Source organism: Shinella sp. R2-11 (genome assembly GCF_055330205.1).
The window spans coordinates 176,022-201,962 of the sequence record NZ_JBVAPC010000002.1 but is presented as its reverse complement, the minus strand read 5'-3'; the positions used below and the strand labels follow the sequence as shown (position 1 = coordinate 201,962).

Sequence of the window (25,941 nt, the reverse complement as noted above, 5' to 3'; positions counted from 1 at the left end):
GTTTCCTATCCCGCGCGCCCTGTCAGGCGTGCTTTTCCAGCCAGGCGGCGACGACGCCTTCCAGCGCCTCGACCAGCGGCTCGTCTTCCAGCTCCTCGACGATCTCGGCGACGAAGGCGTTGACCAGCATGGCGCGCGCCTTGTTTTCCGGGATACCGCGCGCCATCAGGTAGAAGAGCTGCACATGGTCGATGTCGATCACGGTCGCGCCGTGGCCGCACTGCACGTCGTCGGCGAAGATCTCCAGCTCCGGCTTGGCGAAGAAATCGGCCTCGTCGGAGAGCAGCAGCGTGTTGCACGACATCTTGGCATCAGTCTTCTGGGCATCCGGCGCAACGCGGATCTGGCCCTGGAAGACGCCGCGGGCTCGATCGAAGATCACGTTGCGGATGACTTCGCTCGACGTCGTGTTCGGCACGTTGTGGCCGACCGTAAAGGTCACGTCGGTATGCGTCTCGCCGCCGAGAAGGTTGATGCCGCGCAGCGTCAGGTCCGAGCCCTCGCCCGCGACCACCACATGGATTTCCTGCCGGACGAGCTTGCCGCCGGCATTGACGATGTAGAGGCGGAGCTTCGCATCGGTGCCGAGCGTGATGCGGATCTGGCCGAGATGGGTATCCGCCACGCCCTGTGCCTGGAGGATGATCCAGGTGATTTCGGCCCCGTCGGCAAGCGCGATGTCGCTGACCGTGGTCACGAAGGCGGCATTCTCGCCGCCGGCGACTTGGCGCTCGATGACCGTCGCCTTGGTGTTGGCGCCGAAGGTCGCCGGGAAGCGCGTATGCGTCTGGCCGGCATTCTGGACGGTCTGGATTTCGAGCGGAGCTTCGAGCTCCGTACCGGCCGGCACGTCGAGCACGAAACCGTCGCGCACGAAAGCGCCGTTGATGCGGCCGATGGCATCGTCGCCGTCACGGGCGGCAAGGCCGGCCGCTGCGGTGCCATCGGACAGCGCCTCGGCGAAGGTGCGAACGATGACGCCGTCAGCCGCAGCGCGGGCGTCGGCTATGCCGTTGGCGACCGAAAGCACGGTGGAGCCCTCGACCAGCGGGCCGATCTTGGCGACCGAGGCCGCCGCGTCGAATGCCGGCACGGCGCGCAGCAGCGCCTTGAGGTCCGTATAGTGCCAGGCTTCCACGCGGCGCGTCGGAAGGCCCGCGTCCTTGAAGTCGCTGATCAGCGTGTCGCGGGCGGCCAGCACCGCGCCGTCGCCCGGCAGCTCGCCGATGGCGTGGTCATAGGCTTCGCAAAGCGCGGTCTCGGCGACCGAAAGCGTCTTGCCTGTCTGCATGTTCATGGGATTACTCCTTCACCGTGCCGTCAGGCGGCAGCACCGATGATGTCGGCATAGCCGTTGGCTTCCAGCTCGTGCGCCAGCGTCTTGTCGCCGGACTTGATGACCTGGCCCTTGTAGAGGACGTGGACCGTATCCGGCACGATATAGTCGAGCAGGCGCTGGTAGTGCGTGATGACGACGACGGCGCGGTCCGGCGAGCGCAGCGCGTTGACGCCGTCCGCGACGATCTTCAGCGCGTCGATGTCGAGGCCGGAATCGGTCTCGTCGAGGATGCACAGCTTCGGCTCCAGCAGCGACATCTGCAGGATCTCGGCACGCTTCTTCTCGCCACCGGAGAAGCCGACGTTCAGCGGACGACGCAGCATTTCCGGCGCGATCTTGAGTTCGGCGGAAGCTTCCTTGACGCGGCGCATGAAGTCCGGCGTCGTCAGCTCGGCCTCGCCGCGCGCCTTGCGCTGCTCGTTCATCGCGACCTTGAGGAACTGCATGGTGGCGACGCCCGGAATCTCGACCGGGTACTGGAAGGCGAGGAAAATGCCCTTGGCGGCGCGCTCTGCCGGGTCGAGCTCCAGGATGCTCTCGCCGTTGTAGAGGATGTCGCCCTCGGTGACCTCGTAGTCCTCGCGGCCGGAGAGAATGTAGGAGAGCGTCGACTTGCCGGAGCCGTTCGGGCCCATGATGGCGGCGACTTCGCCGGCCTTCACGGTGAGGTTCAGGCCGCGGATGATCTCGGTGCCGTCTTCGGCGATGCGGGCGTGCAGGTTCTTGATTTCAAGCATGGACATATCCTTTTCGGACGAATTCGTTTGGCGGCGCGCGGGTTTTCGCGCGCCCGGATGATCAACGGGCGAAGGTCAGCCGACCGAGCCTTCGAGCGAGATGCCGATCAGCTTCTGCGCCTCGACGGCGAATTCCATCGGCAGTTCCTGGATGACTTCCTTGACGAAGCCGTTGACGATCAGCGCGATCGCCGCTTCGGTCGGGATGCCGCGCTGCAGGCAGTAGAACAGCTGGTCTTCGGAGATCTTCGAGGTGGTCGCCTCGTGCTCGAACTGGGCGGTGGCGTTCTTCGCCTCGATATAGGGCACGGTATGCGCACCGCACTTGTCGCCGATCAGAAGCGAGTCGCACTGGGTGAAGTTGCGCGCGTTCTCCGCCCTGCGGTGGGCCGAGACCTGACCGCGATAGGTGTTGTTGGAGAAGCCCGCGGAAATGCCCTTGGAGACGATGCGGCTCGACGTGTTCTTGCCGAGATGGATCATCTTCGTGCCGCTATCGATCTGCTGGTGGCCGTTGGAAACGGCGATCGAGTAGAACTCGCCGCGCGAACCGTCGCCGCGCAGGATGCAGGACGGATACTTCCAGGTGATGGCGGAGCCGGTCTCGACCTGCGTCCAGGAGATCTTCGAGTTCTTGCCGCGGCAATCGCCGCGCTTCGTGACGAAGTTGTAGATGCCGCCCTTGCCTTCCTTGTCGCCCGGATACCAGTTCTGGACGGTGGAATACTTGATCTCGGCATCGTCGAGCGCGACGAGCTCGACCACGGCGGCGTGAAGCTGGTTCTCGTCACGCTGCGGCGCGGTGCAGCCTTCGAGATAGGAGACATAGGCCCCCTCTTCCGCGATGATCAGCGTGCGCTCGAACTGGCCGGTGTTCTTCTCGTTGATGCGGAAGTAGGTCGACAGTTCCATCGGGCAACGAACGCCCTTCGGCACGAAGACGAAGGAGCCGTCGGTGAAGACCGCGGTATTGAGCGTCGCATAGAAATTGTCGGTCGCCGGCACCACGGTGCCGAGATACTTCTTCACCAGCTCGGGATGCTCGCGGATGGCCTCGGAGATCGACATGAAGATCACGCCGGCCTTCTTCAGCTCTTCCTTGAAGGTCGTGACGACCGAGACCGAGTCGAAGACGGCGTCGACGGCGATCTTGGACTTTTCGACGCCGGCAAGGATTTCCTGCTCGCGCAGCGGAATGCCGAGCTTCTCATAGGTCCGCAGCAGTTCCGGGTCGACCTCGTCGAGCGACTTCGGGCCGCTCTGGTTCTTCGGAGCGGCATAGTAATAAAGGTCGTTGAAGTCGATCTTGGGATAGTCGACGCGCGCCCAGGTGGGCTCTTCCATGGTCAGCCAGCGGCGATAGGCCTCGAGGCGCCATTCGAGCATCCAGTCGGGCTCGCTCTTCTTGGCCGAGATGAAGCGGATGATGTCCTCGGAAAGACCCTTCGGGGCCTTGTCCATCTCGATCTTCGTCTCGAAGCCGTATTTGTACTGGTCGACGTCAATCTGACGGACCTGATCGATCGTTTCCTGCACCGCAGGCATATCGTTCTCCAATCTCGCCGGAGACAAGGTCCGGCAGCTTGTTAACGGGTGGCGGTGAGCCGCCGGTTATGTAAGCGCCAAAGGCGGCTTTTCCCACCCTTTGGCAAGCGAAAACTCGCGTTTCCGCAAGATTCCTTCAGGCCGCGTTCCCGGTCATGCGCCGCCGTGAGACGACGCGTGAGAAAGCGGCCAGGAATCGGTCCACATCCGCCTGCGCCGAGCCCTGCCCGAGCGAGACACGGAGCCCGCCAAGGGCGGCATCGAAGCCCATGGCCGTCAGCACATGGCTCTGGCCGACCTTGCCGGACGAGCAGGCCGAGCCCGCCGAAAGCGCGATGCCTTCGAGGTCGAAGGCGATCTGCCCCGTTTCGGACTTGAGGCCCGGCAGGCTGAAGAAGGAGGTATTGGCGACGCGCTCGCCTTCCGCGCCGTGGATGATGACGTCGTTGGCCGCAAGCCGCATGCCCGCCTCCAGCGCGTCGCGCAGGCCGGCAATCCGGGCATTGCGCTCGTCGATGTCGGCGATTGCAGCCCGCACGGCGGCGGCAAAGCCGGCGAGTGCGGCCGGGTTTTCCGTGCCGGAGCGATGCCCCTTCTCCTGCCCGCCGCCGCGGATCAGCGGCGCCGGCATCAGCACCTCGCCGCGCGAGATGAGCGCGCCCGCGCCCTTGGGACCGCCGAGCTTGTGCGAGGAGATGATGAGGAAATCGGCGTCCAGCGACTCGATATCGACCGGCATGCGGCCGACGGCCTGCACCGCGTCGACGACGAGGAGCCCGCCATGGCGGCGCACGATCCCGGCGGCGGCCTTCACCGGTTGCACGATGCCCGTCTCGTTGTTGGCGAGCATGACGGCGACCATCGGCAGGCCCGTGGCCTTGTCATGGTTCTGGAGCAAAGTTTCAAGCGCATCGAGGTCCACAACGCCGGCGCGCGTGACCGGGACGGTCGTGACGTTCTCCCGGGCAAAGCGCCCGCCCTCACGGATGGCCGGATGCTCGATCTCGGACACATAGAGATGGCCGATGGCAAGCGGCGTGCGGCCCATGCGGTAATCGGGCGTCAGGACGAGGTTCGCGGCCTCGGTCGCGCCGCTGGTGAAAATGACATGCGCCGGCGCTGTGTTGACGAGCGCGGCGACGTCGCGGCGCGCGGCTTCCACCAGCATGCGCAGCGCCCGGCCCTCGCCATGGACGGAAGACGGGTTGCCGACCATGTCGAGCGCGGCGATCACGGCCTCGCGCGCCGCCGGCAGAAGCGGCGCCGTGGCATTCCAGTCCAGATATGTGCGCTCAGACTTCGTCATTCGTTATCCGTGCGCTGGAGCCCAAGTTTCGGATGGCGTGCATTTTTCTTGAAATGTCCGCCGGGCTTGCCTTATGACACCAGCTTCATGGCGCCCGATGCGCCCAACAGTTTCGAATAGTTCTAAACTAGGTTCTAGAAAAGCTGAGTGCTTTCGTCAAGACTTGAATTGACAGGAATCCGTTCCAGAACGCGAACGTGCCGGAGTAAGAATGCCCGAAATCATCTTCAACGGACCCGCCGGTCGCCTTGAGGGCCGTTACCAGCCGTCCAAGCAGAAGAACGCCCCCATCGCCATCGTGCTGCATCCGCATCCGCAGTTCGGCGGCACCATGAACAACCAGATCGTCTACCAGCTCTTCTACATGTTCCAGAAGCGCGGTTTCACGACGCTGCGCTTCAACTTCCGCGGCATCGGCCGCAGCCAGGGCGAATTCGACCACGGCGCGGGCGAGCTGTCAGACGCCGCCTCGGCGCTCGACTGGGTGCAGAGCCTGCATCCCGATTCCAAGAGCTGCTGGGTCGCCGGCTATTCCTTCGGCGCCTGGATCGGCATGCAGCTCCTGATGCGCCGCCCGGAGATCGAAGGCTTCATGTCGATTGCCCCGCAGCCGAACATCTACGACTTCTCGTTCCTTGCGCCCTGCCCGTCCTCGGGTCTCATCATCAACGGCGATGCCGACAAGGTCGCGCCGGAGAAGGATGTCAACGGGCTCGTCGAGAAGCTGAAGACGCAGAAGGGCATCCTGATCACGCACAAGACCGTACCGGGCGCCAACCACTTCTTCAACGGCCAGACCGAAACGCTGATGGCCGAATGCGAGGATTACCTCGACCGCCGCCTTGCCGGCGAACTGACGCCGGAACCGGCCGCCAAGCGCATCCGCTGAACGGCCGAAAGCCTGAAAATATCGAGCCCGGTGGCCCCGCCGCCGGGCTTTTTCCTTGCCGTCAGTTCGCCCGCTTGACGACTTCCAGCACGACGGCCGGCGGCTCGGCCTCGCGCACGCAGTCGCGGCCGGCATTCTTGGCGGCATAGAGCGCATCGTCGGCCCGGCGCATGGCGAAACGGAAGGGCTCCCGGTCGCCGATCTCGGCGACACCGAAGCTGGACGTCACGCGCATGCCGGCCGGAAGGCCCGGAACGGGCGAGACGGCCCGCGTCGCGCGCAGCGCATGGGCAAAGAGCAAGGCGGCCTCCTTGCCGGTATGCGGCAGGAACAGGAGGAACTCCTCGCCGCCGATGCGCGCGGCAAGCGCCCCCTTGGGCGCTGCCGCGCTGAGCATGTCGCCGAAGGCGCGGATGGCCGCGTCGCCGCCCTGGTGGCCGTAGGTGTCGTTCACCGCTTTGAAGCGATCGAGGTCGCAGAGCACGATGCTGTGCGGTCCCTGCCCCGCCAGAAGCGCATCGACGCGGTTGTCGAAGCCGCGGCGGTTGAGCAGGCCGGAGAGCGGATCGATCTCGGCATTGACCTTCTCGTCCGCGACGATCTCCAGCACGAGCACGCAGAGCAACATGAGGCCGACGGCGACGATGAGCACGGCGCCCATGCTCTGTGACCAGAGGGCGAACTGGCTGGCGAGGTAATCCTTCGCCGTGTTGCCCGCCCCCGCGAAGACAGCCGCAAAAGCCTTGAGGAGAAAATGCGCGCTGGTGGCGGCCAGCAACACGACGAGCGCCCGGTCGACGAAGGACTTCATTCGTGCTCGCCAGGCGGCGAAGGCGCTGAGGCCGAGCGCCACCGCAAAGGGCGCCTGGTAGGGCAGCGCGTGCTGCAAGGTGCCGCGCGGCAAATCGTAGATGAAATAATCGAACACCACGAAGGCGGCGAACAGGGCGGCAAGGCCAAACCGATTGGTCTTCAGGCCATAAAGATGGCCGATGCCGACGCGCAGCATGAACATGCCGCCCAGCATCGAGGCGAAGGCGAGGATCGCCCAGGGTTTCAGCGGGGGAACATAGGCGACGAGCAATTCGAAGACGGCCGACAGGGATGCGACGGCGAAGCAGCCGGCAAACCAGCGGGCGGCGACGCGGTTGCGGCTTCTGGCGGAGACCGCCAGGAAAAACATGCAGAAACACTGCGCGATGAGGAAGTTCACCGTCAGCAGGAAGCCCGCGCCGTTCATTGGCCACCTTATGCAAGAACCGATGCCGTATCGTGCGGAGACGCCCCGGTACGATCGGACGGATGCTAGAGAGCGGCGACGAAGAAAGCGTTAATCGGAAGGGGCTGCTTTCCGCAAAAGGCCGCCCGTCACCGGCGCCGTCACGCCCGTGGTTCCCGGGAAGGTGAGCGGCAGCCCGCGCAGCGAGCGCACGGCGAGATAGGCCCAGGCTTCCGCCTCCATGCTGTCGCCATCGAGATCGACCGCCTCCGCGGCCACGACCTCGGCGCCCTCCGGTCCGGCGAGCGCCGCGAGATCGTCCATGATGACCGGATTGAGCCGCCCGCCACCGCAGACGACATAGAGCTTCGGCCGCTCCGGCAGATGGCGGGCGGAGCGCAGGATGGCGGCTGCCGTGACATGCGCCAGCGTGCGCGCGCCGTCCTCCAGGCTCGCCTCCGCGCCTTCCGGCGGGCGGAAATCGTTGCGGTCGAGCGAGCGGCGCACCGTGTCGGTGAAGAAGGCGTGGCTGAGGTAGCGCTCGGCAAGACCGGCGTCCACCTGGCCCTCCGAGGCGATCATGCCGCCCTGGTCGTAGGGAATGCCGGCATGGGCCTCCACCCACTGGTCGATCAGCGTATTGCCCGGTCCGCTGTCATAGGCGACGATCTCGCTGCCGCTGCCGACAAAGGTGATGTTGGAAATGCCGCCGATATTGACGAAGACCACGGCCTTGCCGCTGGCGCGGGAAAGACCAGTGGCAAGCGCGGCATGATAGGCCGGGATCAGCGGTGCGCCCTGCCCGCCATGCGCCATGTCGTTCGCCCGCATGTCGCAGACCACGTCGATGCCGGTCTCGCGGGCCAGCAGATCGCCGTCGCCGAGTTGCACGGTGAGGCCGAGATTCGGCCGGTGCAACACCGTCTGGCCGTGGAAGCCGACAATGTCGATATCGGCGGACTTCAGATTATTCTCAGCAAGGAAGGCGCGCACCGCCTCGGCGTGACGAAGGGTCAGTTCGCGCTCGATCTCGGCCAGATCGCCCGGCCGCTCGCCGCGCTCACCGATGGCCTTGGCCGTTTCCAGCGCGCCTTGCAGCCGGCGGCGGAAGGCGGCGTCGTAAGAACGTCCCATCGACGGCCCGCGCTCGACCACGGCCTCGCCATCCGTGCGCAACAGCGCCACGTCGATGCCGTCGAGGCTCGTGCCGCTCATCAAACCGATCGCTGTGCGCATGCCCTTCATCCAATCGCCTCCAAATTCAATTATTAGATGATAAATCCACTAAAGGTGTGATAAACGCCCCGCCGAAACAATCCCACCAGAGAGACAGGCCATGTCCGAATTCAAATCCGATTTCCTTCGCACGCTAAAAGAGCGCGGCTTCATCCACCAGATTTCCGATGAAACCGGCCTCGACGATCTTCTCGCCAAGGAAACCGTGACGGCCTATATCGGCTTCGACCCGACGGCGCCGAGTCTCCATGCCGGCGGGCTCATCCAGATCATGATGCTGCACTGGTTCCAGAAGACCGGCCACCGCCCGGTCTCGCTGATGGGCGGCGGCACCGGCATGGTGGGCGACCCGTCCTTCAAGGACGAGGCGCGCCAGCTCCTGACGCCGGAAACGCTGAGCACCAACATCGCCGGCATCAAGAAGGTCTTCTCCAACTACCTGACCTACGGCGACGGCCCGAAGGACGCGTTGATGATCAACAATGCCGACTGGCTGCTCGGCATCAACTATCTCGAATTCCTGCGCGACGTCGGCCGGCATTTCTCGGTCAACCGCATGCTCTCCTTCGACAGCGTAAAGATGCGCCTCGAGCGCGAGCAGTCGCTGTCCTTCCTCGAATTCAACTACATGATCCTGCAGGCCTACGACTTCGTGGAGCTGAACAAGCGCTACGGCGTGCGCCTGCAGATGGGCGGCTCCGACCAGTGGGGCAACATCGTCAACGGCATCGACCTCGGCCACCGCATGGGCACGCCGCAGCTCTACGCCCTCACCTCGCCTCTGCTGACCACCGCGTCCGGCGCCAAGATGGGCAAGTCGCTCTCCGGCGCCGTGTGGCTGAACCCGGAAATGCTCTCGGCCTATGATTTCTGGCAGTACTGGCGCAACACGGAAGATGCGGACGTTCCGCGCTTCCTGAAGCTCTACACCACGCTGCCGATGGACGAGATCACCCGCCTTTCCGCGCTCGGCGGCGCCGAGATCAACGAGGTGAAGAAGATCCTCGCGACGGAAGTGACGGCGATGCTGCATGGCCGGCAAGCCGCCGAACAGGCCGCCGAGACCGCGCGCAAGACCTTCGAGGAAGGCGCGATCGCCGAAAACCTGCCGTCAATCGACGTCGCGGCCGGTGAGCTGGAAGCCGGCATCGGCCTGCTGACGCTCATCGTCAAGGCCGGCCTTGCCGCCTCCAACGGCGAGGCGCGCCGCCATGTCCAGGGCGGCGCCGTGCGCATCAACGACACGGCCGTTTCCGACGAGCGCCGCGTCATCGGCACGGCGGACGTTTCCGCCAACGGCGTGATCAAGCTCTCGCTTGGCAAGAAGAAGCACATTCTCGTCCGCCCGGCCTGAGCGGCCGGACGCGCTCCACGATCAAGGCCGCCTCCGGGCGGCCTTTTTCATTGGAACTCGAAGATGTTGCGGAAGACGCCCGGCGCGATGATCGAGAGCGGGTTGATGATGAGGTTCGGCTTGTCGAAGGCGCCGGAGAGCTTGAAGGTGATGCCGATCAGGCCGCGGTCATTGCCGTTGCCGAGAATGATGCCGATCAGCGGCAGTTCGGCGAACAGCCGGTTGAGGCCATAGGCCGGCATGAAGGTGCCGGTCATGTCGATCCGGCCGTTGGCGTCGCGCACGGTCCCCTGGAAGGTCGCGCCCACCGTCTCGCCGCGCACCACGCCGTTGTCGAGGGCGAGCGTACCACCGCCGACGCGCACCTGCGCGAAGCCGCGCGAGAATTTCACCGCGCTGACGTCGATCTCGCGGCGCACGGCATCGTTCAGGCTGCGGCCGTTCTCGCCCGCCGGGGTGGAGACGAGCGAGCGCAGCCGCTCCTCGCCGACAAGGGCGAAATTGCGGATGTCGACCGAGCCCGCCCAGCCGCCGTTGGTCCGCTGGCTCAGCCGCACGTTCAAAAGCCCGTCGCGCAAGTGGCCGTAGACATCGGCGAAGCGCGCGACCGCGCCGGCATCGCCGCTCGTCAGCTGGATGATGTCGATGGCGCCGTTATTGGCGAGCTTCACCACCACCGGCGCGCCGCTCTCCGTCACGGCGGAAAGGTCGACCGCGGAAATGCGGTCGTCCGCCGTCGCATAGCGGAAATTGACGCCGGAAAGGGTTTCGCCGTTGAAGCCCACCACCCGCGAGAGATTGGCCTCCACGCTGATATTCTGCTTGTCGCCGCCGCCGCTGCCACCGCCCGGGTTCTTCAGCCGCGCCAGCACCTGGCGCAGGTCCGCCGCCTCGCCATCGGCGCGCACGCGGTAGCCGGACTTGCCGCGGTCGACTTTCAGGCTGAAACGGTCGTCGGCGGAAAGGCGGACGGTGGAGAAATTCGCCGAATCCAGCGACGTGCCGCGAAAGGCAAGGTCGCCCGAGACACTGAAGCCGTCGCCGGCAAAGCGGAAGCCGGAAACCCGTGTCATCCCGTCGCTGGTATCGGCCGTCAGCGTCACCTTGCCGCCTATGCCCGCGCCCTTCGTCCAGCCGAGCCAGGGAATGGAGACCGCCGCGCCGCCGACATCGGCCTCGACCCGGCGCGGACCGTCGCCCTCCTGTTCGAGCCGGACCGCGATATTGCCCTCGATCACGTCGTCGAGCCCGGGCAGCAGCTTGCGCCGATCCTTGTTGCCGAGCGTCCCGGTCAGCACCGTCCTGCGCGCGATGCCGGCCTTCTTGTCGACCGGCTCGACCAGTTCGAGATTGAGCGGAACGCCGTCGATATCGGCTTTCGCATCGAGGCTGGCCACCTTGGGATCGATGCCGAGAAGGCCACGCAGCCCCGTCACGTTGCGTCCGGCGATCGGCTTGCGAACGTCCACGCCGTCGAGGGTCAGGGCCGCGGTCCATTGCGGCGGCGGCGGATTATGCGCGGAGACGACGCCGAAATGCGCCTTCACCTTGGCATTCACATGACCGGCGAAATCCTCCGGCACGAAGCCGGTGGCCGGCAGCGCGCGGATCGGCTTGTAGGTCACGAGCTCGGCGATGGCGTCGGCGTCGCCGGAAACGTCGATATCCATGTCCGCCATCAGCGGCTTGGTATAGTTGTCCGGCAGCACGAAGGTACCGCCCGTCAGCGCCACCGTACGGCCCGAGGGGAAATAGGCCGTGCCGCCGTTGATGGAGATTTCCGTGCGCGGGCCGCGCAGGCGGAACTTGCCGGACGTATCGCGCAGCGGCGGGATATCGCCCGCGATGTTCATGCGGGCCCCCTCGATGTCGAAATCGATCTTCAACTCGTCCGCGTCGAGATGCATCGGCACGCCCGGCTCGCGCGGGCGGCCCTCGGCGAGATAGAACTCGATGCGGCCATTGGTGATGGTGCCGCCGTAGATGTTCTTCAGCACCCAGCTGCGCGCCATCTTGCCCATCCAGAAGGGCCAGAACTGCTTGACCGCCGCGGATTGAAGCTCGCTGGCGATCATGACGAAGCTCACCTCCGGCTCGCGGTCGGAAAAGCGCATGGCGAGCGAGCCGGCGACATTGCCCTTGTCGCTCGAAACGGCCATCTCGTTGAACAGCAGCTTCTTCGCCGCCGGCAGGTAGGCGCCGCTCACCTTGGCGTCGAATCGGATCGGCGCCTCGGTGGAATCGACCGGGCGGCTGATCGCATTGCTGAAAACGAGGTCGATGGCGAAGCCCTTGTCCGCCGTGTCGGACACGCGGTCGAGATCGATCAGGCCACCCGTGAAGGGGAAATGCGAGAGCGCGACGCCGGCATCCGACGAGGCGAGCTCGATGGAGCCCTTGTCGAAATTGTAGATCGCCTGCACGGTGGAGGGCCGCAGCTCGGCGGCGACGCCGTCGCCGTAGATCGCGCCGGCGGCGAGCTTCACGTCCATCGTCAGCTGCGGCTTCGTTCCCTCGCTCTCGCGGCGCGCATGAACGGCAAGGTCCACCGTCGTATCGAGGCCGGCATGAACCTCGCCGTCCGGGCTGTGGCTGAGGAAGAAGTCGCCGAGCGCGATATTGCGGATCGCCCCGTCGAGCCCATGCACGGACCCGTTGCCGGTCGCCGCCTTCAGGTCGATCTCGCCCTCCTTGCCCTGGAGCTCGAAGGTTCCCTCGATGGACATCACGCCGGCATCGTCGCGGGAGAACCGCAGGTTGGCGACGGAAAGCACCACAGGCTTGCCGTCCGGTCCCTCGAAGGTCGCGCCGAGCTCGGAAATGCTGACGGCCTGCATGGCGTTGACGTCGATGAGGCGATTGATGCCGTCCAGCCGCTCGAAGGTGGTCCCGAGGTAATCGGGCACGTCGGAAATACGCAGCGCGGCAAGGTCGAGCGGCTTGCTCTTCGGCAAGAGCGCCGCATTGAACATCACGCCGTCCACATCGAGGCGCGAGACGGCCACATGGCCCGTCGCGAGCGCCCAGGGATCGAGCACGATGCCGACGGCATCGGTGGTCGCCAGCTCCTTGCCCGATTCGACCTCGATGATGCGTGCGTCTTCCGCCTTCAGGGCAAAGCCATTGAGGCCGGCAAGCCGCACGACCGTGTGGTCGACCGAGGCCCGGTAGCGCGGCCCGAGCGCCTGGTTGAGCGCGGTGACGGCGCGGGCATTCAACGTGCTGTCGAAAATCCCCATTTCGACGAGGCCGATGACGACCGCGCCGAGGAACAGCACGAGCGCGACGGCCGCCGCGGCGATGCGGCAGAAAATGCCCGTGCGGCTCGTCTCGACGGCATGCAGGACGATGGGCTCATGCGCCTGCGCGGACGGCAATTCATGCAGCGGAACGATGTCCTGCTTTCGGAACACGACTTTCTCGCCGCGGATTTCTCCCATCTCGCGTCTGTTTCCTCTGCCCCTCTGCGCCGCGTTATCCCATGGAATTGCCGCGCATCGCCTGCTCGCCGCTGGACGATTCTGCCTGTCACTATATATGCGGGAAGCCGTGTCCCTGACTCAAAAAGCCGGCCAAAGAAAGGAAATCCCATGGCAGAACTCGTCCGAGGCGCCGAAGCGCCGGATTTCACGCTTCCGCGCGACGGTGGCGGTACAATCTCGCTTTCCGAATTCCGCGGCCGCCCGGTCGTGCTGTTCTTCTATCCGAAGGACAACACCGAAGGCTGCACGATGGAAGCCAAGGACTTCACCGCCGCAAAAGCCGATTTCGATGCGGCGGGCGTCGTGCTCATCGGCCTTTCGCCCGATCCGGTGAAGAAGCACGACCGGTTCGTCCAGAAGCACGACCTAGCCGTCCCGCTCGCTTCCGACGAGAGCCATGAGACGCTGGAGGCCTATGGCGTGTGGAAGGAAAAGAGCATGTATGGCCGCACCTATATGGGCGTCGAGCGCACGACGGTGCTCGTCGATGCCGAGGGCAAGATCGCGGAGATCTGGCCGAAGGTGAAGGTCAAGGGCCATGTCGAGGCGGTGCTCGACGCTGCCAGGAAACTTTAGGAACCGGAGACAGGGCACTGGAATGACAGACCTTCCGCATATCGATAGCCTGCGCGGCGGGGCGAGGGCGGCAATCCTTGCGGCCGACCTCGACCTGAAGACGGCGCTGGCGCAGGAGACCGCCCGGCGCTGGTTCGCCCGCACGCTTTCGATGCGCTCGCCGCGCGATCCCGCACTGCCGCTCCGGCCGGGCCGCCCGGAAAAGCCGGAGCTCATTCCGCCCAGGCATATGGAGAAGCGCTCGCTGCACACGTTGAAAGGCCGCATCGCCCTTCTCCATGCCCTCGCCCATATCGAGCTCAACGCCGTGGACCTCGCGCTCGACATCGTCGCCCGCTTCACGTCGGAGCGGGTGCCACATTCCTTCTTCGACGGCTGGATGCAGGTGGCATTCGAGGAGGCCAAGCATTTCCGGCTCGTGCGCGATCGCCTGCGCGAGCTCGGCGCGGACTATGGCGATCTCCCCGCCCATGACGGGCTCTGGCAGGCCGCGCACGACACGCGCAACGACCTGACGGCGCGCCTTGCCGTGGTGCCGCTCATCCTGGAGGCGCGCGGCCTCGACGTGACGCCGCCCCTGCAGGCGAAGATGCGCGAGACCGGCGACCATGCCAGCGCCGACATCCTCGACGTCATCTACAACGACGAGAAAGGCCATGTGGCCGTCGGGGCCAAATGGTTCCGCTTCCTCTGCGCCCGGGAGAAGAAGGACCCGTCCGTCGCCTTCAAGGAGCTTGTCCGCCTGAATTTCCGGAGCCCCTTGAAACCGCCCTTCAACGATGTCGCCCGCGCCGAGGCGGGATTGACGCCGTCCTTCTACCGGGCGCTCGTTTCCGTCAGCCAGAGTTGATATTGCGGCGGAAAGACCGCCTGGAAAGGCTTTGTTAACCCTAACAATGTGTAATTCCCCGCACGAGAACCATGAGAATCGGCCGGGGAGTTTTAGGTGGCGGAGCGTCCTGAAAACCGCGTCTTCGGAAAACGCGCGCGGCAGCATGTCGTGATCCTGGCGAGCGGCGACAAGATCCGCCACATGACGATCCGTCCCTGGATGGCCGCCGTGACGTTCTGCTTTGCCGGCATGTTCACCGTCGGCTATCTCGCCGCGACCTCCTATCTCGTCCTGCGCGACGACCTGATCGGCGCCACCATGGCGCGGCAGGCCCGCATGCAGCACGACTACGAGGACCGCATCTCCGCCCTTCGCGCCCAGGTCGACCGCGTCACCAGCCGCCAGCTCCTCGACCAGCAGGTCGTGGAGGAGAAGGTCGAGAAGCTGATGCAGCAGCAGCTTGCGCTGTCCGAGCGCCACGGCAAGCTCGACGCCCTGTTGAGCCGCGCCGAAAGCAGCGGCGTCGATGGCGGCGAAACGGTGCCCCTTCCCGGCGAGAAGCCGGTGACGGACGGCCGCCGCGCCGATGCCACCGGTGCGATCGAGGCCATCATGGGCATCGCGCCCCGGAAGACGACGCAGCTCGCCTATGCCTCGACGGGCGAATCGGTCGCCGATCACGCCGACCGCATGTTCTCCAAGGTCACGCTGTCGCTGAAGGATCTCGAGCATGAGCAGCTCGACCGCATCCAGTCGCTCACGGCCGGCGCCTCGGAAACGGCAAACGCCATCCAGAAGATCCTGCGCCGCACCGGCTTCGACATCGCCGAAGGCATCCCGACGGATACATCCGCCGATACGGCCATCGGCGGCCCCTTCGTCGAGCCGATGAGCCCGGGCGATGCCTTCGAGGAATCGATCAGCGACCTCGACACCGCGCTGGACCGGCTCGATGCGGCCCGCCGCACCGCGCGCAAGCTGCCCTTCGGCAATCCCGCGCCCGGCAGCAGCATCACCAGCCGCTTCGGCAACCGCACCGACCCGTTCCTCGGCCGTCTCGCCCTCCATGCCGGGATAGATTTCCGCGCCGCCACGGGCACCGAGGTCCATTGCACCGGCGCCGGCACGGTCACGGTGGCCGGGCGCACGGGCGGCTACGGCAACATGGTGGAGATCGACCACGGCAATGGCCTGACGACCCGCTACGCGCACCTTTCCCGTGTGCTCGTCAAGATCGGCGACCATGTGGAAGCCTCCGATCCGGTCGGTCTTTCCGGCACGACGGGCCGCTCCACCGGCCCGCATGTGCACTACGAAGTGCGCCGTAACGGCAAGGCCGTCGACCCGATGCGCTTCCTCACCGCAGGCATGAAGCTGACGACCTATATGGATTGACGTAGCGCAAGCCCGGGCGCTCCGGTATGACAAAATTGTCTGCCATCGGCTTCAAATCACTCGCGGATTTACCAAGTTCGCTGATTTCCTTGACTTTCCGGCACTTTCGGCATATGTGCGCTGCATCCTTGCGGCTATTGCGCCGCTGAAACCCATAGCGTTCGCAAGAACCGGAACGGAAACTGTTTTCCCTTTGACCACTTTTGCTGATCTTGGCCTGAGCCCGAAAGTCCTGTCCGCCGTCACGGATGCGGGATATACGATCCCGACTCCCATCCAGGCTGGCGCCATCCCGCCGGCGCTCGCGCGGCGCGACATCCTCGGCATTGCCCAGACGGGCACCGGCAAGACCGCCTCCTTCGTCCTTCCGATGCTGACGCTGCTCGAAAAGGGCCGTGCCCGTGCCCGCATGCCGCGCACGCTCATCCTCGAACCGACGCGCGAACTCGCCGCGCAGGTCGCGGAAAACTTCGAGAAGTACGGCAAGAATCACAAGCTCAACGTGGCGCTGCTCATCGGCGGCGTCTCCTTCGACGAGCAGGACCGCAAGCTGGAGCGCGGCGCGGACGTCCTGATCTGCACCCCCGGCCGCCTGCTCGACCATACCGAGCGCGGCAAGCTGCTGATGACCGGCGTGGAAATCCTCGTCATCGACGAGGCCGACCGCATGCTCGACATGGGTTTCATCCCGGATATCGAGCGCATCGCCAAGCTCATCCCCTTCACGCGCCAGACGCTGTTCTTCTCGGCCACGATGCCGCCGGAGATCCAGAAGCTGGCCGACCGCTTCCTGCAGAACCCGGAGCGGATCGAGGTGGCGCCGCCCTCCTCCACCGCCAAGACCGTGACGCAGCGCCTCGTCGCCACGCACGGCAAGGACTACGAGAAGCGCGCGACGCTGCGCGACCTCATCCGCGCGCAGGACGACCTGAAGAACGCCATCATCTTCTGCAACCGCAAGGTCGACGTCGCCGATCTCTTCCGCTCGCTCGACCGCCACGGCTTCTCCGTCGGCGCGCTGCATGGCGACATGGACCAGCGGGCCCGCACGACGATGCTCGCCAACTTCAAGGAAAACAAGCTCACGCTCCTCGTGGCCTCCGACGTCGCCGCCCGCGGCCTCGACATTCCGGACGTGAGCCACGTCTTCAACTTCGACGTCCCGATCCATGCCGAGGACTATGTCCACCGCATCGGCCGCACCGGCCGTGCCGGCCGCTCGGGCGCCGCCTTCACCCTGGTATCCAAGCGCGACGGCAAATTCGTCGACGCCATCGAGAAGCTGATCGATCAGAAGATCGAATGGCTGAACGGCGGCATCGAGGACCTGCCGCAGCAGGCCGAGAGCGAAGAGCGCGAACGCCCCCGCGGCGGCCGCGATCGCGGCGGTCGTGACCGCGACCGCGATCGTTCCCGCGGCCGCAAGGGCGAAAGCCGTGCGGCGGAAACCCGCATCGAGACCAGCGAGACCGAAGAGAAGGTGGAAGCCGTGAAAGCTGAACGCAAGGCGGAAGGGCGGCCGCAGAATTCCGCTCGCAATTCGCGGGCCGTAAACCACGCCGCGCCCCGCCCGGCCAACGACGACAGCCGCGATCGCCGCAACCGTTATCGCCGCGACGAGGATGACGGCCCGACGCCGCTCGGCTTCGGCGACGAGGTCCCGGCCTTCATGCTGATCGCCGGCAAGGCCTGATCCGATCCATGTCCATTCCAGGCATCGACATGCCGGGCCTCGGTTGTGGCCTGGCTGTTTTGCGTGAGGGCAAGCTGTTGCTCTACCGGCGCCTTCGCGCGCCCGAAGCCGGCGCGTGGAACATCGTCGGCGGCAAGGTCGACCACATGGAGCACGCCGTCGACAGCGCCCGCCGCGAGGCCGAGGAGGAATCGGGCCTTTCCATCGGCGCCGTCGAGTTCTTGTGCCTTTCCGAGCAGATCATCGCGGATGAGCGCCAGCACTGGGTTTCGCTCATCTACGTAACGGAGGATTTCGCGGGCGAGGCGCGCGTCATGGAGCCGGAGAAGCTGCCCGAATTCGGCTGGTTCCCGATCGACGCCCTGCCCGCGCCGCTCTCGCGCTTCGCCGCCGATGCCGTCAAGGCGCTCGGCGCGCGTCACTTCGCCCGCAGCGCCGCCTCGTAGGCCCGGCGCACCCAGACGGCCATCTCGTCCGGATCGTCGAAGGCCTCGTCCGGGATCGACCAGTAGGGCATCTTCACCGGCTTGCCGCTCCTGCCCTCGTAGGACCATTGCCGGCTGCCGGCGGCTTCGAAATCCGGCCCGCTTTCTGCATCCGCCTTCAGGAGGATCTCGCCATCCACCTCCAGCGCGAGGATGCGGCCCGCATGATAGATGCCCTTGCCGCCGAACATGCGCCGGATCGTCACCGGCCCGAGCGCCTCGAACATTTCCTCGATCTCGTCCCGGTCCATCGCTAATCCCTCAGAACGCCGCCCGCCGCGACCACCGCCTCCGGCGTGTCGACGTCGATATGCGCCGCCTCGCCGATCTCCACGTCCACCACATCGAGCCCGGCGCTCTCGACGATATGGCGGGCACCGACATCGCCTTCGAGCTGCAGGATGGCGGCGAAGGTGGAACGCGGCAGCACGACGGGATTGCCGCGCTTGCCACCCGACACCGCCCGCACGATGGCATGGCCGCCGGCCGCCGCGAAGGCGTCGAGCAGGCGGCGCACATCCGCGCCGGTGACATGCGGCATGTCGGCCAGCATCACCACGACGCCGTCGCAGCCGGGGCCGACCGAAGAGATGCCGGCGCGCAGCGAGGTCGACATGCCCTGAGCATGGTCGGGATTGCGGACGATATCGACCTCGAGGCCGGCGAGCTCCGCCTCGATCTCCTCCGCCCGGTGCCCCGTCACCACGAGCACGCGCGACGGCCTTGCCGCGAGCGCCGCCTCCACCGAGCGGCGGACGAGCGCCTTGCCCTCGAAGGCGGCGAGCAGCTTGTGGCTGCCCTGCATGCGGCTGGCGCGGCCCGCCGCCAGCACGAGCGCGGCGACGGAGAGCGGGCGCTCTGACATGCGGATATCGCGCGGCTGGGGCCGGCTCGGGATTTCGGCCAGAAGCCCGCCGACGCCCATGCCGGTGATCTCCCACGGGCCGGGCTTCTCGCCGGCGAAGATGCGAGCGAGCACCCAGTCGAAGCCGTTCTCCCTGGGACTGCGCGCGCAGCCCGGCGCGCCGAGTACCGGCACCGCCCCGATGCGCCCGAGAACGAGGAGATTGCCCGGATCGACGGGCATGCCGACATGCTCGACCACGCCGCCGGCCGCGAGGATCGCGGCGGGAATCACGTCATTGGCATCGGTCACCGCCGAGGCGCCGAAGACGACGACGAGGTCGTTTTCCGGCACCGCGCGGCGAATGGCCTCGGCTACCGCATCGGCCCGGTGCGGCACGCGTATCTCGTCGGTCAGCCGGCTACCGGAGGGAGAAAGGCGTTGCTCGAAGAGCCGCCGCGTCTTGTCCATTACCGAGGGCTTGAGGGACGGCAGCTCCGTCGCGACGACGCCCACCCGATGAACCGCGAAGGGCTTCACCTCCAGCGCCCGGCTCGATGCAAGGACCGCCGCGGCCGCGCGGGCGAGTGCGCCGGGCACGGCGAGTGGAATGATCTTGATCGTCGCCACCATGTCGCCGGCCGCGATGCTGGCGTGATCCGGCAGGGTTGCCAGCGTGATCGCCGGATCGATGCGGTTGAAGCGGTCGACCGCCGCACGGTCGGCAACGAAAAGACCGTTGGCCTGCGCATGGAGATTGATCCGGCCGGTCGCCGGCGGCGTGAAGGCGAGATGGTCCGGCGGGATGGCTGCGGCGATCAGCGCCGCCGCCTCGTCCTCGCCGATATCGCCCGGTTCGAGCCGAACGGCGATGACGGTCGAAATCCCCGCTCCGGCCAGCGCCGCGCGGTCCTCCTCCGTCAGGATGCGGCCCTTGTGCAGCGACAGGCCCTCCACGCGCACGCCATGCGCCAGCCGCGCGCCGACCGCTTCCCCGACCGGCACCTCCCCGAAGATCATGGCATGGCCTCGCGCAACGGGCGGCGGCGCAGATGTGCGACGATGTCGGCGAGGATCGCGACGGCGATCTCCGCCGGGCTAGCCGCGCCGATGTCGAGGCCGATGGGCGCCGAGATCGTCGCGATCTCCGCCTCGCCATGCCCCAGCGCTTTCAGTCGCTCGACGCGCCTGGCGTGGGTCTTCCGGCTGCCGAGCGCGCCGACATAGAAGCAGCCGATGGAAAGCGCCTGCGACAGCGGAAAATCGTCGATCTTCGGATCGTGCGTGACGGCGGCGAGCGCCGTATAGGCATCGAGCGGGCGGGTCTTCAGCACATCCTCCGGCCAGTCCGCGACGAGATCGATGCCGGCAAAGCGCTCCTCCGTGGCGAAGGCCGTGCGCGGATCGATGATCAGGACGTCGAAGCCCGTGATCTTCGCCATCTGCGCCAGCGCCTGGCTGATATGGACCGCGCCGATGACGACGATGCGGGCGGGCGGCAGGTGGACGTTGAGGAAGAATTTCCGGTCCTCCGCCTCCACCACGCCGGACCGGCCGGAGCGGAAGGCGGCGGCGACGGCCTCGCCGAGCGGCCCGGCGACGGGATCGCCCTCGCGGATCACCCGGTCGCGCCCGTCGCCGAGATCCGTCAGGTGGATGACAGCGCGGCGCGCGGCGCGTTCTTTGTTCAGCTTGCGCAGGAGATAGGGGTCCATCAGCCCACCCGTTCCACATAGACGCGGATGCGCCCGCCGCAGGAAAGGCCGACGCGCCATGCGGTCTCGTCGGCAACGCCGAATTCCAGCATGCGCGGCTCGCCGTCGCCTATCACTTCCATCGCCTCGCCGATGACCGCGCCCTCCACGCAGCCGCCGGAGACGGAGCCATGAAAATTGCCCTCGCCGTCGATGACGAGATGGCTGCCGGCGGGGCGCGGGGCCGAGCCCCAGGTCTCGACCACGGTCGCGAGCGCCACCATGCGTCCGTCGTCCATCCAGCGCTCGGCGATCGTCAGCGAATCGAGCACATCCTTCGCATCCATTTTCTCCTCCTCATTGCCTCACGCCGCCGGCAGGAAGCGGCGCGGATCGCCGGAGCGGTCCCGCACCTCGCACGAAAGCGCCGCCACCAGGTCCGCCATGGCCTCCAGATTGTGCACCGGGCGCAATTCGTCCACATGCGGCAGCATCGCCCGCACCCCGCGCGCCCGCGCCTCGAATCCTTCGAAGCGCAGGAGCGGATTGAGCCAGACGAGCCGCCGGCAGGAGCGGTGCAGCCGGTCCATCTCCTTTTCCAGCAGTTCGATGCCCTCGCGCTCCAGCCCGTCGGTGATGAGCAGCACGACGGCGCCCTGCCCCAGCACGCGGCGCGACCAGAGCCGGTTGAACTCCTTCAGCGTCTCGCCGATGCGCGTGCCGCCGGACCAGTCGTTCACCGACTGGCTGCAGGCCTCCACGGCAAGGTCGGGATCGCGGTGGCGCATCTGGCGCGTGACATTGCTGAGCCGCGTGCCGAACAGGAAGGCGTGGACACGGCGGCGGTTCTCGCCGAGCGCATGCAGGAAATGCAGGAAGATGCGCGTGTACTGGCTCATCGAGCCGGAAATGTCGGCCAGCACGACGAGCGGCGGATGCACCGTCTTCGGTTCGCGGTGGCGGGGCAGGATCAGCGCGCCGCCGGTGCGCATGGCGTGGCGCATGGTGGCGCGGGCATCGATGGCGACGGGACGGTTGCTGCGGCGGAAGCGGCGCGTGCGCACCTCGTCCATCGGCAGGACAAGATCGGAAATCGCCCGTTTCGCCGCGGCAAGCTCGGCGGATGTCATCTGCGCGAAATCCGTCCTGCGCAGGCGCTCGCTGCCAGAGGCGGTGAAGCGGGCGTCGATCTCGATATCCGGCTCGTCGTGCTCCCTGCGCCGGTCCTCCTGCTCGCCGAACAAGGCGTTTGAGACGCGGGTTTCTCCCGCCTTGCGCTTTTCCCGCTTCTCGTGCCGGGTCACGACGGGCGACATCAGCGCGATCATCTTGCCGACGAGATCGCGCGAGCGCCAGAACAGGCGGAACGCCTCGTCGAAGACCGCGTCGTCCTCGTGGCGCTTGACGAGCGTGGCATGGAGCGCGGTGTAGAATTCCTCACGCTCGCCGATGCCGATGGCCTCCACCGCCTCGATGGCGTCCGTCACCGCCGCCGGGCCGATGCGAAGACCGGCCTTGCGCAGCACGCGGGCGAAATGCACGATATTGTCGGCGAGCCGCCCGTCCATTTCGCTGCCCGTCGCGATCGCCATCGCTAACCCACCGCCGCCAGATCGGCTTTCACGTCGTCGAGCAGCTTGCGGCCCTCCGCGCCCTCGATGCGGGCGATGTCGTCCTGGTATTTGAGCAGCGTACCCAGCGTGTCGGAAACCGTTTTCGGGTCGAGCGCCACCCGGTCGAGCTCGGTGAGGGCCGTCGCCCAGTCGATGGTCTCGGCGACGCCGGGATTCTTGAAGAGATCGAGTCCGCGCAGCTTCTGGACATAGGCGACGACCTGCTGCGAGAGCGCTGCGTTGCAGCCCGGTACCTTGCGACGGATGATCTCCAGCTCCTGTGCGGCGTCTGGATAATCGACCCAGTGATAGAGACAGCGCCGCTTCAGCGCGTCGTGCACCTCGCGCGTGCGGTTCGTCGTGATGATGACGATGGGCGGTTCGGCGGCGCGGATCGTGCCGAGCTCCGGCACCGTCACCTGGAAATCCGACAGCACTTCCAGCAGGAAGGCCTCGAAGGCCTCGTCGGTGCGGTCGAGCTCGTCGATGAGGAAAACGGGCGCGCGGCCGTCCGGCGAGGACAGCGCCTGGAGCACCGGGCGGCGGATCAGGTAGCGCTCGGAGAAGATATCGGCCTCGATGCGGCCACGGTCCGTGGTGCCGGAGGCTTCGGCAAGGCGGATCTCCAGCATCTGCGCCGGATAGTTCCACTCATAGACCGCCGAGGAGATGTCGAGCCCTTCGTAGCATTGCAGGCGGATCAGCGGCCGGTCGAGCGCGGAAGCCAGAACCTTGGCGATCTCCGTCTTGCCGACACCGGCCTCGCCTTCGAGGAAGAGCGGCCGCTTCATGCGCAGCGAGAGGAACAGCACGGTCGCCAGCGAACGGCCGGCAAGGTAGTCCCCCGCCGCCAGCATCTCCACGGTTTCGTCGATGGATTGCGGGATCTGTCCGCGTCGATAAGGCACGCCGTTCCTCCATTCCGGAGGATGAACTTATAGCGCGCGGTAGCCCCGGTCCATATAGAGAAGCGCCGGTTTGTGCTCGCCGAAGGAGATGCCCATCACCTCGCCGATGAGCACCATATGGGTGGCCATCACCTTGAATTCGACGACCCGGCAATCGAAGGCGGCGAGCGCATCCTTCAGCACCGGTGCACCCGTCACCAGCTCCTGCCAGTTGCCCATGGCAAAACGCTGTTCGGACGTCATCGCGGGGTCGCGGCCGGAAAAGGCATTGGCAAGCTCGATCTGGTCGGCGGAGAGCGTGTTCAGCGCGAAGCGGCCGCTCTTCTCGAAGATCGCGTTCTTGGGGTTGGAAGCGTTGACGCAGGCGAGCAGCATGGGCGGATTGTCCGATACCGAGCAGGCGGCGGTGATGGTCACGCCGCGCTTCTCGCCCTCGTGCGCGGTCGTCACGATCTGCACATGGCCGGCATAGCGGCTCATGGCATCCCTGTAGAGTGACGAATCCACCACCAACCTGTCCAACACAGCATTCTCCTTTGACACATGAGATACATGGCGAAAGTGAAGAAAAATGTAACCCCCGGCGCCGAAAATTCCTGTCCCGCCAGAGACAAAGCGGATCCCGGAACGATAATTCCCTTTGACGCCCGGGGCCCGATCCTTACAAAGGGCGGGATCGCGATCCATGGATTGAGAATGAAGACCGCCGCCCTTGCCAGCCTCTTCGCAGCGTCCGTGCTTGCCGGCGCGCCGGCAGCCGCCGCCGGCCTCACCTTCGCCGTCGTCGCGCCGAAGGATGGGCCGCTCGCCATTCTCGGCCAGCAGGTCCGCGACGGCGCGCGCTTTGCCGCCGAGGCGAACGGCGACACGGTCGTCGAGATCGCGGAGGCCTGTGACGAGACGGATGGAGCCGGCATCGCCAAGGCAATCCTAGCGGCCGACGCGACGGCCGCCGTCGGCTTCCTCTGCTCGGAGGGGCTTGCCGCCTCGCTGCCCGCGCTCGCCGAGGCGAATGTACCGGCCGTCACGCTTTCCGTCCGCTCCGGCATCCTCATGGAGGATGCGCTGAAGAAGAAATGGCCGCTCTTCCGCCTCGCCCCCGGCCCGAAGGCGGAAGCGGACAAGGCGGTGGAGGTCATCACCCGCGACTGGAAAGCCGAATCCTTCGCCCTCATCGACGACGGCACGATCCACGCCCGCGAGCTGGTCGAGGCCGTGCGGCTGCGGCTGGAGGAGGTCGGCATGAAGGCGACGTTCGTCGATACCTACCGCCCGGCACAGGAGCAGCAGCTCGCGCTCGTCCGCCGCCTCGCCAAGACCGGCGCCACCCATGTCTTCGTCGGCGGCGACCGAACGGACGTCGCCGTCATCGCGCGCGATGCGAAAGCCGAGAAGAAGCCGCTCGCCCTTCTCGGCGGCGAGGCGCTGGTCGGCGCCGATCCCGTCGTACCGATGACGGACGGCGTGGAGGCCATCGCCCTGCCCGACTACGGGTCCCTGCCGGAGGGCGCGCCGGTCGCCGCGGCGATGGCGGAAAAGGATATCGTCGCGGAAGGCTATGTGCTGCCCGCCCATGCCGCCGTCACGGTACTGGCGACGGCTGCCGCCGGGGGCGGCGATCTCACGCAGAAGCTTGCCGCCGACAGCTTCGCGACGGCCATCGGCACGATTGCCTTCGGAGCCGATCACGAATTGAAGGAAAATCCCTACCGCCTGCTCGTCTGGCGCGCCGGCGCCTTCGTGCCAGTGGACAAGGCGGCGGAGAGCGAGTGATGACGCCCGGCCCGCGAAACCTCATCACCGACGTTGCGGGCCTCACGGTCGGCAACGCTACCGACCACGTCCTGCGCTCCGGCGTCACGGTCGTGCTCTGCGAGGAGCCCGCGACGGCGGCCGTGCAGGTGCTCGGCGGCGCGCCGGGCACGCGCGAGACGGACCTTCTGGAGCCGCACAACACGGTCCAGACGGTCGATGCGCTGGTGCTGTCCGGCGGCTCGGCCTTCGGCCTCGATGCCGCCTCGGGCGTGCAGGCGGGCCTGCGCGAGGCGGGGCGCGGCTTTGCCGTCGGTCCCCATCGCGTGCCCATCGTCCCCGCCGCCATCCTCTTCGACCTCATGAACGGCGGCGACAAGGACTGGGGCCGCTACCCGCCCTATCGCGAACTCGGCTACCAGGCGCTTGCCAATGCGGGCGAGACCTTCGAGACCGGCAGCGCCGGGGCCGGCACCGGCGCCCTGACGGCGACCTTCAAGGGCGGCCTCGGCTCGGCTTCCAGCGTGCTGGAAAACGGCGTCACGGTCGGCGCGCTGGTTGCGGTCAACGCGCTCGGCTCGGCCACCGTCGGGAACACGCGGCATTTCTGGGCGGCGCCCTTCGAGGAGGACGGCGAGTTCGGCGGGCTCGGCCTCCCCGCCCCGTTCCCCGCCGATGCGCGCATCCCGCGCACGAAACTGTCGCCACGGCCGGCCGGCGTGGAGAACACCACCATCGCCGTCATCGCCACGGATGCGGTGCTGACGAAGGCGGAGGCCAAGCGCCTCGCCATCGCCGCCCATGACGGCTTTGCCCGCGCGCTATGGCCGGCGCATACGCCGCTCGACGGCGACCTCGTCTTCGCGCTCGCGACCGGCAGGAGCGGCCGCGCGCCGGCGGCGGCCGACTTCATCGACCTCTGCGCCGCGGCCGCCTCCACCATGGCCCGCGCCATCGCGCGCGGCGTGCACGACGCGGCGGCGATGCCGGGCGACGTGATGGCGACGTGGACCGCGCGGTAATTCGCCCGTTGTTCGGCCCT

Annotated in this window: 23 protein-coding genes; 9 read left to right on the top strand and 14 right to left on the bottom strand. The window is 66.6% G+C overall.

Annotation, left to right across the window (positions count from 1 at the left end):
* Positions 1 to 22 precede the first annotated feature (22 nt).
* From sufD to ACZ1A1_RS05625, 4 genes are all read right to left on the bottom strand, one after another.
* Positions 23 to 1,297 carry a Fe-S cluster assembly protein SufD gene (gene sufD / locus ACZ1A1_RS05640; RefSeq protein ID WP_463619128.1) on the bottom strand — a complete coding sequence of 425 codons (1,275 nt, stop codon included), beginning with the start codon at positions 1,295 to 1,297 and terminating at the stop codon, positions 23 to 25.
* 23 nt (positions 1,298 to 1,320) lie between these two features.
* Positions 1,321 to 2,076: a Fe-S cluster assembly ATPase SufC gene (gene sufC / locus ACZ1A1_RS05635; protein WP_203319008.1), complete on the bottom strand. Its 756-nt coding sequence runs from the start codon at positions 2,074 to 2,076 to the stop codon at positions 1,321 to 1,323.
* 75 nt (positions 2,077 to 2,151) lie between these two features.
* Positions 2,152 to 3,621 (bottom strand): Fe-S cluster assembly protein SufB, encoded by a 1,470-nt coding sequence (gene sufB / locus ACZ1A1_RS05630; RefSeq protein WP_463619127.1) that lies wholly within the window; start codon positions 3,619 to 3,621, stop codon positions 2,152 to 2,154.
* A 136-nt stretch (positions 3,622 to 3,757) separates the two neighbouring features.
* Positions 3,758 to 4,927, bottom strand: coding sequence for a cysteine desulfurase family protein (locus tag ACZ1A1_RS05625; protein ID WP_463619126.1), 1,170 nt, complete (start codon positions 4,925 to 4,927; stop codon positions 3,758 to 3,760).
* 211 nt (positions 4,928 to 5,138) lie between these two features.
* Here ACZ1A1_RS05625 and ACZ1A1_RS05620 point away from each other — a divergent pair, with 211 nt between their 5' ends.
* A complete protein-coding gene (locus ACZ1A1_RS05620) occupies positions 5,139 to 5,816 on the top strand; it encodes an alpha/beta hydrolase (protein WP_160784353.1) in 678 nt (225 codons plus the stop codon).
* A 61-nt stretch (positions 5,817 to 5,877) separates the two neighbouring features.
* On the opposite strand, the gene ACZ1A1_RS05615 is transcribed toward ACZ1A1_RS05620, so the two are convergent.
* Positions 5,878 to 7,056 (bottom strand): GGDEF domain-containing protein, encoded by a 1,179-nt coding sequence (locus ACZ1A1_RS05615; RefSeq protein ID WP_463619125.1) that lies wholly within the window; start codon positions 7,054 to 7,056, stop codon positions 5,878 to 5,880.
* Between the two features lie 90 nt (positions 7,057 to 7,146).
* A complete protein-coding gene (locus ACZ1A1_RS05610) occupies positions 7,147 to 8,280 on the bottom strand; it encodes an anhydro-N-acetylmuramic acid kinase (RefSeq protein ID WP_463619124.1) in 1,134 nt (377 codons plus the stop codon).
* Positions 8,281 to 8,371: 91 nt separating this feature from the next.
* Here ACZ1A1_RS05610 and tyrS point away from each other — a divergent pair, with 91 nt between their 5' ends.
* Positions 8,372 to 9,625, top strand: coding sequence for a tyrosine--tRNA ligase (tyrS, locus tag ACZ1A1_RS05605; RefSeq protein ID WP_463619123.1), 1,254 nt, complete (start codon positions 8,372 to 8,374; stop codon positions 9,623 to 9,625).
* 47 nt (positions 9,626 to 9,672) lie between these two features.
* Here tyrS and ACZ1A1_RS05600 read toward each other — a convergent pair whose 3' ends face one another.
* Positions 9,673 to 13,065, bottom strand: a complete 3,393-nt coding sequence (locus ACZ1A1_RS05600; RefSeq protein ID WP_463619122.1) for a YhdP family protein — start codon at positions 13,063 to 13,065, stop codon at positions 9,673 to 9,675.
* Positions 13,066 to 13,215: 150 nt separating this feature from the next.
* On the opposite strand from ACZ1A1_RS05600, the gene bcp reads away from it, so the two are divergent.
* The 5 genes from bcp to ACZ1A1_RS05575 all read left to right on the top strand — a co-directional run bounded on the left by bcp (position 13,216) and on the right by ACZ1A1_RS05575 (position 18,049).
* Positions 13,216 to 13,683, top strand: coding sequence for a thioredoxin-dependent thiol peroxidase (gene bcp / locus ACZ1A1_RS05595; RefSeq protein ID WP_463619121.1), 468 nt, complete (start codon positions 13,216 to 13,218; stop codon positions 13,681 to 13,683).
* Positions 13,684 to 13,705: 22 nt separating this feature from the next.
* Entirely contained in the window at positions 13,706 to 14,533 is an 828-nt protein-coding gene (locus tag ACZ1A1_RS05590; RefSeq protein WP_463619120.1) for a ferritin-like domain-containing protein, read from the top strand.
* 96 nt (positions 14,534 to 14,629) lie between these two features.
* A complete protein-coding gene (locus tag ACZ1A1_RS05585) occupies positions 14,630 to 15,910 on the top strand; it encodes a peptidoglycan DD-metalloendopeptidase family protein (RefSeq protein WP_463619119.1) in 1,281 nt (426 codons plus the stop codon).
* A 193-nt stretch (positions 15,911 to 16,103) separates the two neighbouring features.
* The gene (locus ACZ1A1_RS05580; protein WP_463619118.1) at positions 16,104 to 17,603 is read left to right on the top strand and encodes a DEAD/DEAH box helicase; all 1,500 of its coding nucleotides are present in this window, start codon (positions 16,104 to 16,106) and stop codon (positions 17,601 to 17,603) included.
* An 8-nt stretch (positions 17,604 to 17,611) separates the two neighbouring features.
* A complete protein-coding gene (locus tag ACZ1A1_RS05575) occupies positions 17,612 to 18,049 on the top strand; it encodes an NUDIX domain-containing protein (protein WP_463619117.1) in 438 nt (145 codons plus the stop codon).
* Here the strand turns inward: ACZ1A1_RS05575 and ACZ1A1_RS05570 are convergent.
* The 7 genes from ACZ1A1_RS05570 to ACZ1A1_RS05540 form a co-directional block, all read right to left on the bottom strand.
* The gene (locus ACZ1A1_RS05570) at positions 18,022 to 18,339 is read right to left on the bottom strand and encodes a TfoX/Sxy family protein (RefSeq protein WP_463619116.1); all 318 of its coding nucleotides are present in this window, start codon (positions 18,337 to 18,339) and stop codon (positions 18,022 to 18,024) included. The two genes, ACZ1A1_RS05575 and ACZ1A1_RS05570, sit on opposite strands and share 28 nt — an antisense overlap.
* A gap of 2 nt (positions 18,340 to 18,341) precedes the next feature.
* Positions 18,342 to 19,952, bottom strand: a complete 1,611-nt coding sequence (locus ACZ1A1_RS05565) for an NTP transferase domain-containing protein (RefSeq protein WP_463619115.1) — start codon at positions 19,950 to 19,952, stop codon at positions 18,342 to 18,344.
* Positions 19,949 to 20,647: an XdhC family protein gene (locus ACZ1A1_RS05560; RefSeq protein ID WP_463619114.1), complete on the bottom strand. Its 699-nt coding sequence runs from the start codon at positions 20,645 to 20,647 to the stop codon at positions 19,949 to 19,951. Before ACZ1A1_RS05560 ends, ACZ1A1_RS05565 begins: the two co-directional genes overlap by 4 nt.
* The gene (locus ACZ1A1_RS05555) at positions 20,647 to 20,973 is read right to left on the bottom strand and encodes an XdhC family protein (protein ID WP_463619112.1); all 327 of its coding nucleotides are present in this window, start codon (positions 20,971 to 20,973) and stop codon (positions 20,647 to 20,649) included. The genes ACZ1A1_RS05560 and ACZ1A1_RS05555 overlap by 1 nt, the downstream gene beginning before the upstream one ends.
* Positions 20,974 to 20,991: 18 nt before the next feature.
* Entirely contained in the window at positions 20,992 to 22,218 is a 1,227-nt protein-coding gene (locus ACZ1A1_RS05550) for a vWA domain-containing protein (RefSeq protein WP_463619111.1), read from the bottom strand.
* A gap of 2 nt (positions 22,219 to 22,220) precedes the next feature.
* Positions 22,221 to 23,096: an AAA family ATPase gene (locus ACZ1A1_RS05545; RefSeq protein ID WP_463619524.1), complete on the bottom strand. Its 876-nt coding sequence runs from the start codon at positions 23,094 to 23,096 to the stop codon at positions 22,221 to 22,223.
* Positions 23,097 to 23,174: 78 nt separating this feature from the next.
* The gene (locus ACZ1A1_RS05540) at positions 23,175 to 23,669 is read right to left on the bottom strand and encodes a flavin reductase family protein (protein WP_409530042.1); all 495 of its coding nucleotides are present in this window, start codon (positions 23,667 to 23,669) and stop codon (positions 23,175 to 23,177) included.
* Positions 23,670 to 23,843: 174 nt separating this feature from the next.
* On the opposite strand from ACZ1A1_RS05540, the gene ACZ1A1_RS05535 reads away from it, so the two are divergent.
* Both ACZ1A1_RS05535 and ACZ1A1_RS05530 read left to right on the top strand, forming a co-directional pair.
* Positions 23,844 to 24,920 (top strand): ABC transporter substrate-binding protein, encoded by a 1,077-nt coding sequence (locus tag ACZ1A1_RS05535; RefSeq protein ID WP_463619110.1) that lies wholly within the window; start codon positions 23,844 to 23,846, stop codon positions 24,918 to 24,920.
* Positions 24,917 to 25,921: a P1 family peptidase gene (locus ACZ1A1_RS05530; protein WP_463619109.1), complete on the top strand. Its 1,005-nt coding sequence runs from the start codon at positions 24,917 to 24,919 to the stop codon at positions 25,919 to 25,921. Before ACZ1A1_RS05535 ends, ACZ1A1_RS05530 begins: the two co-directional genes overlap by 4 nt.
* Positions 25,922 to 25,941: the final 20 nt, after the last annotated feature.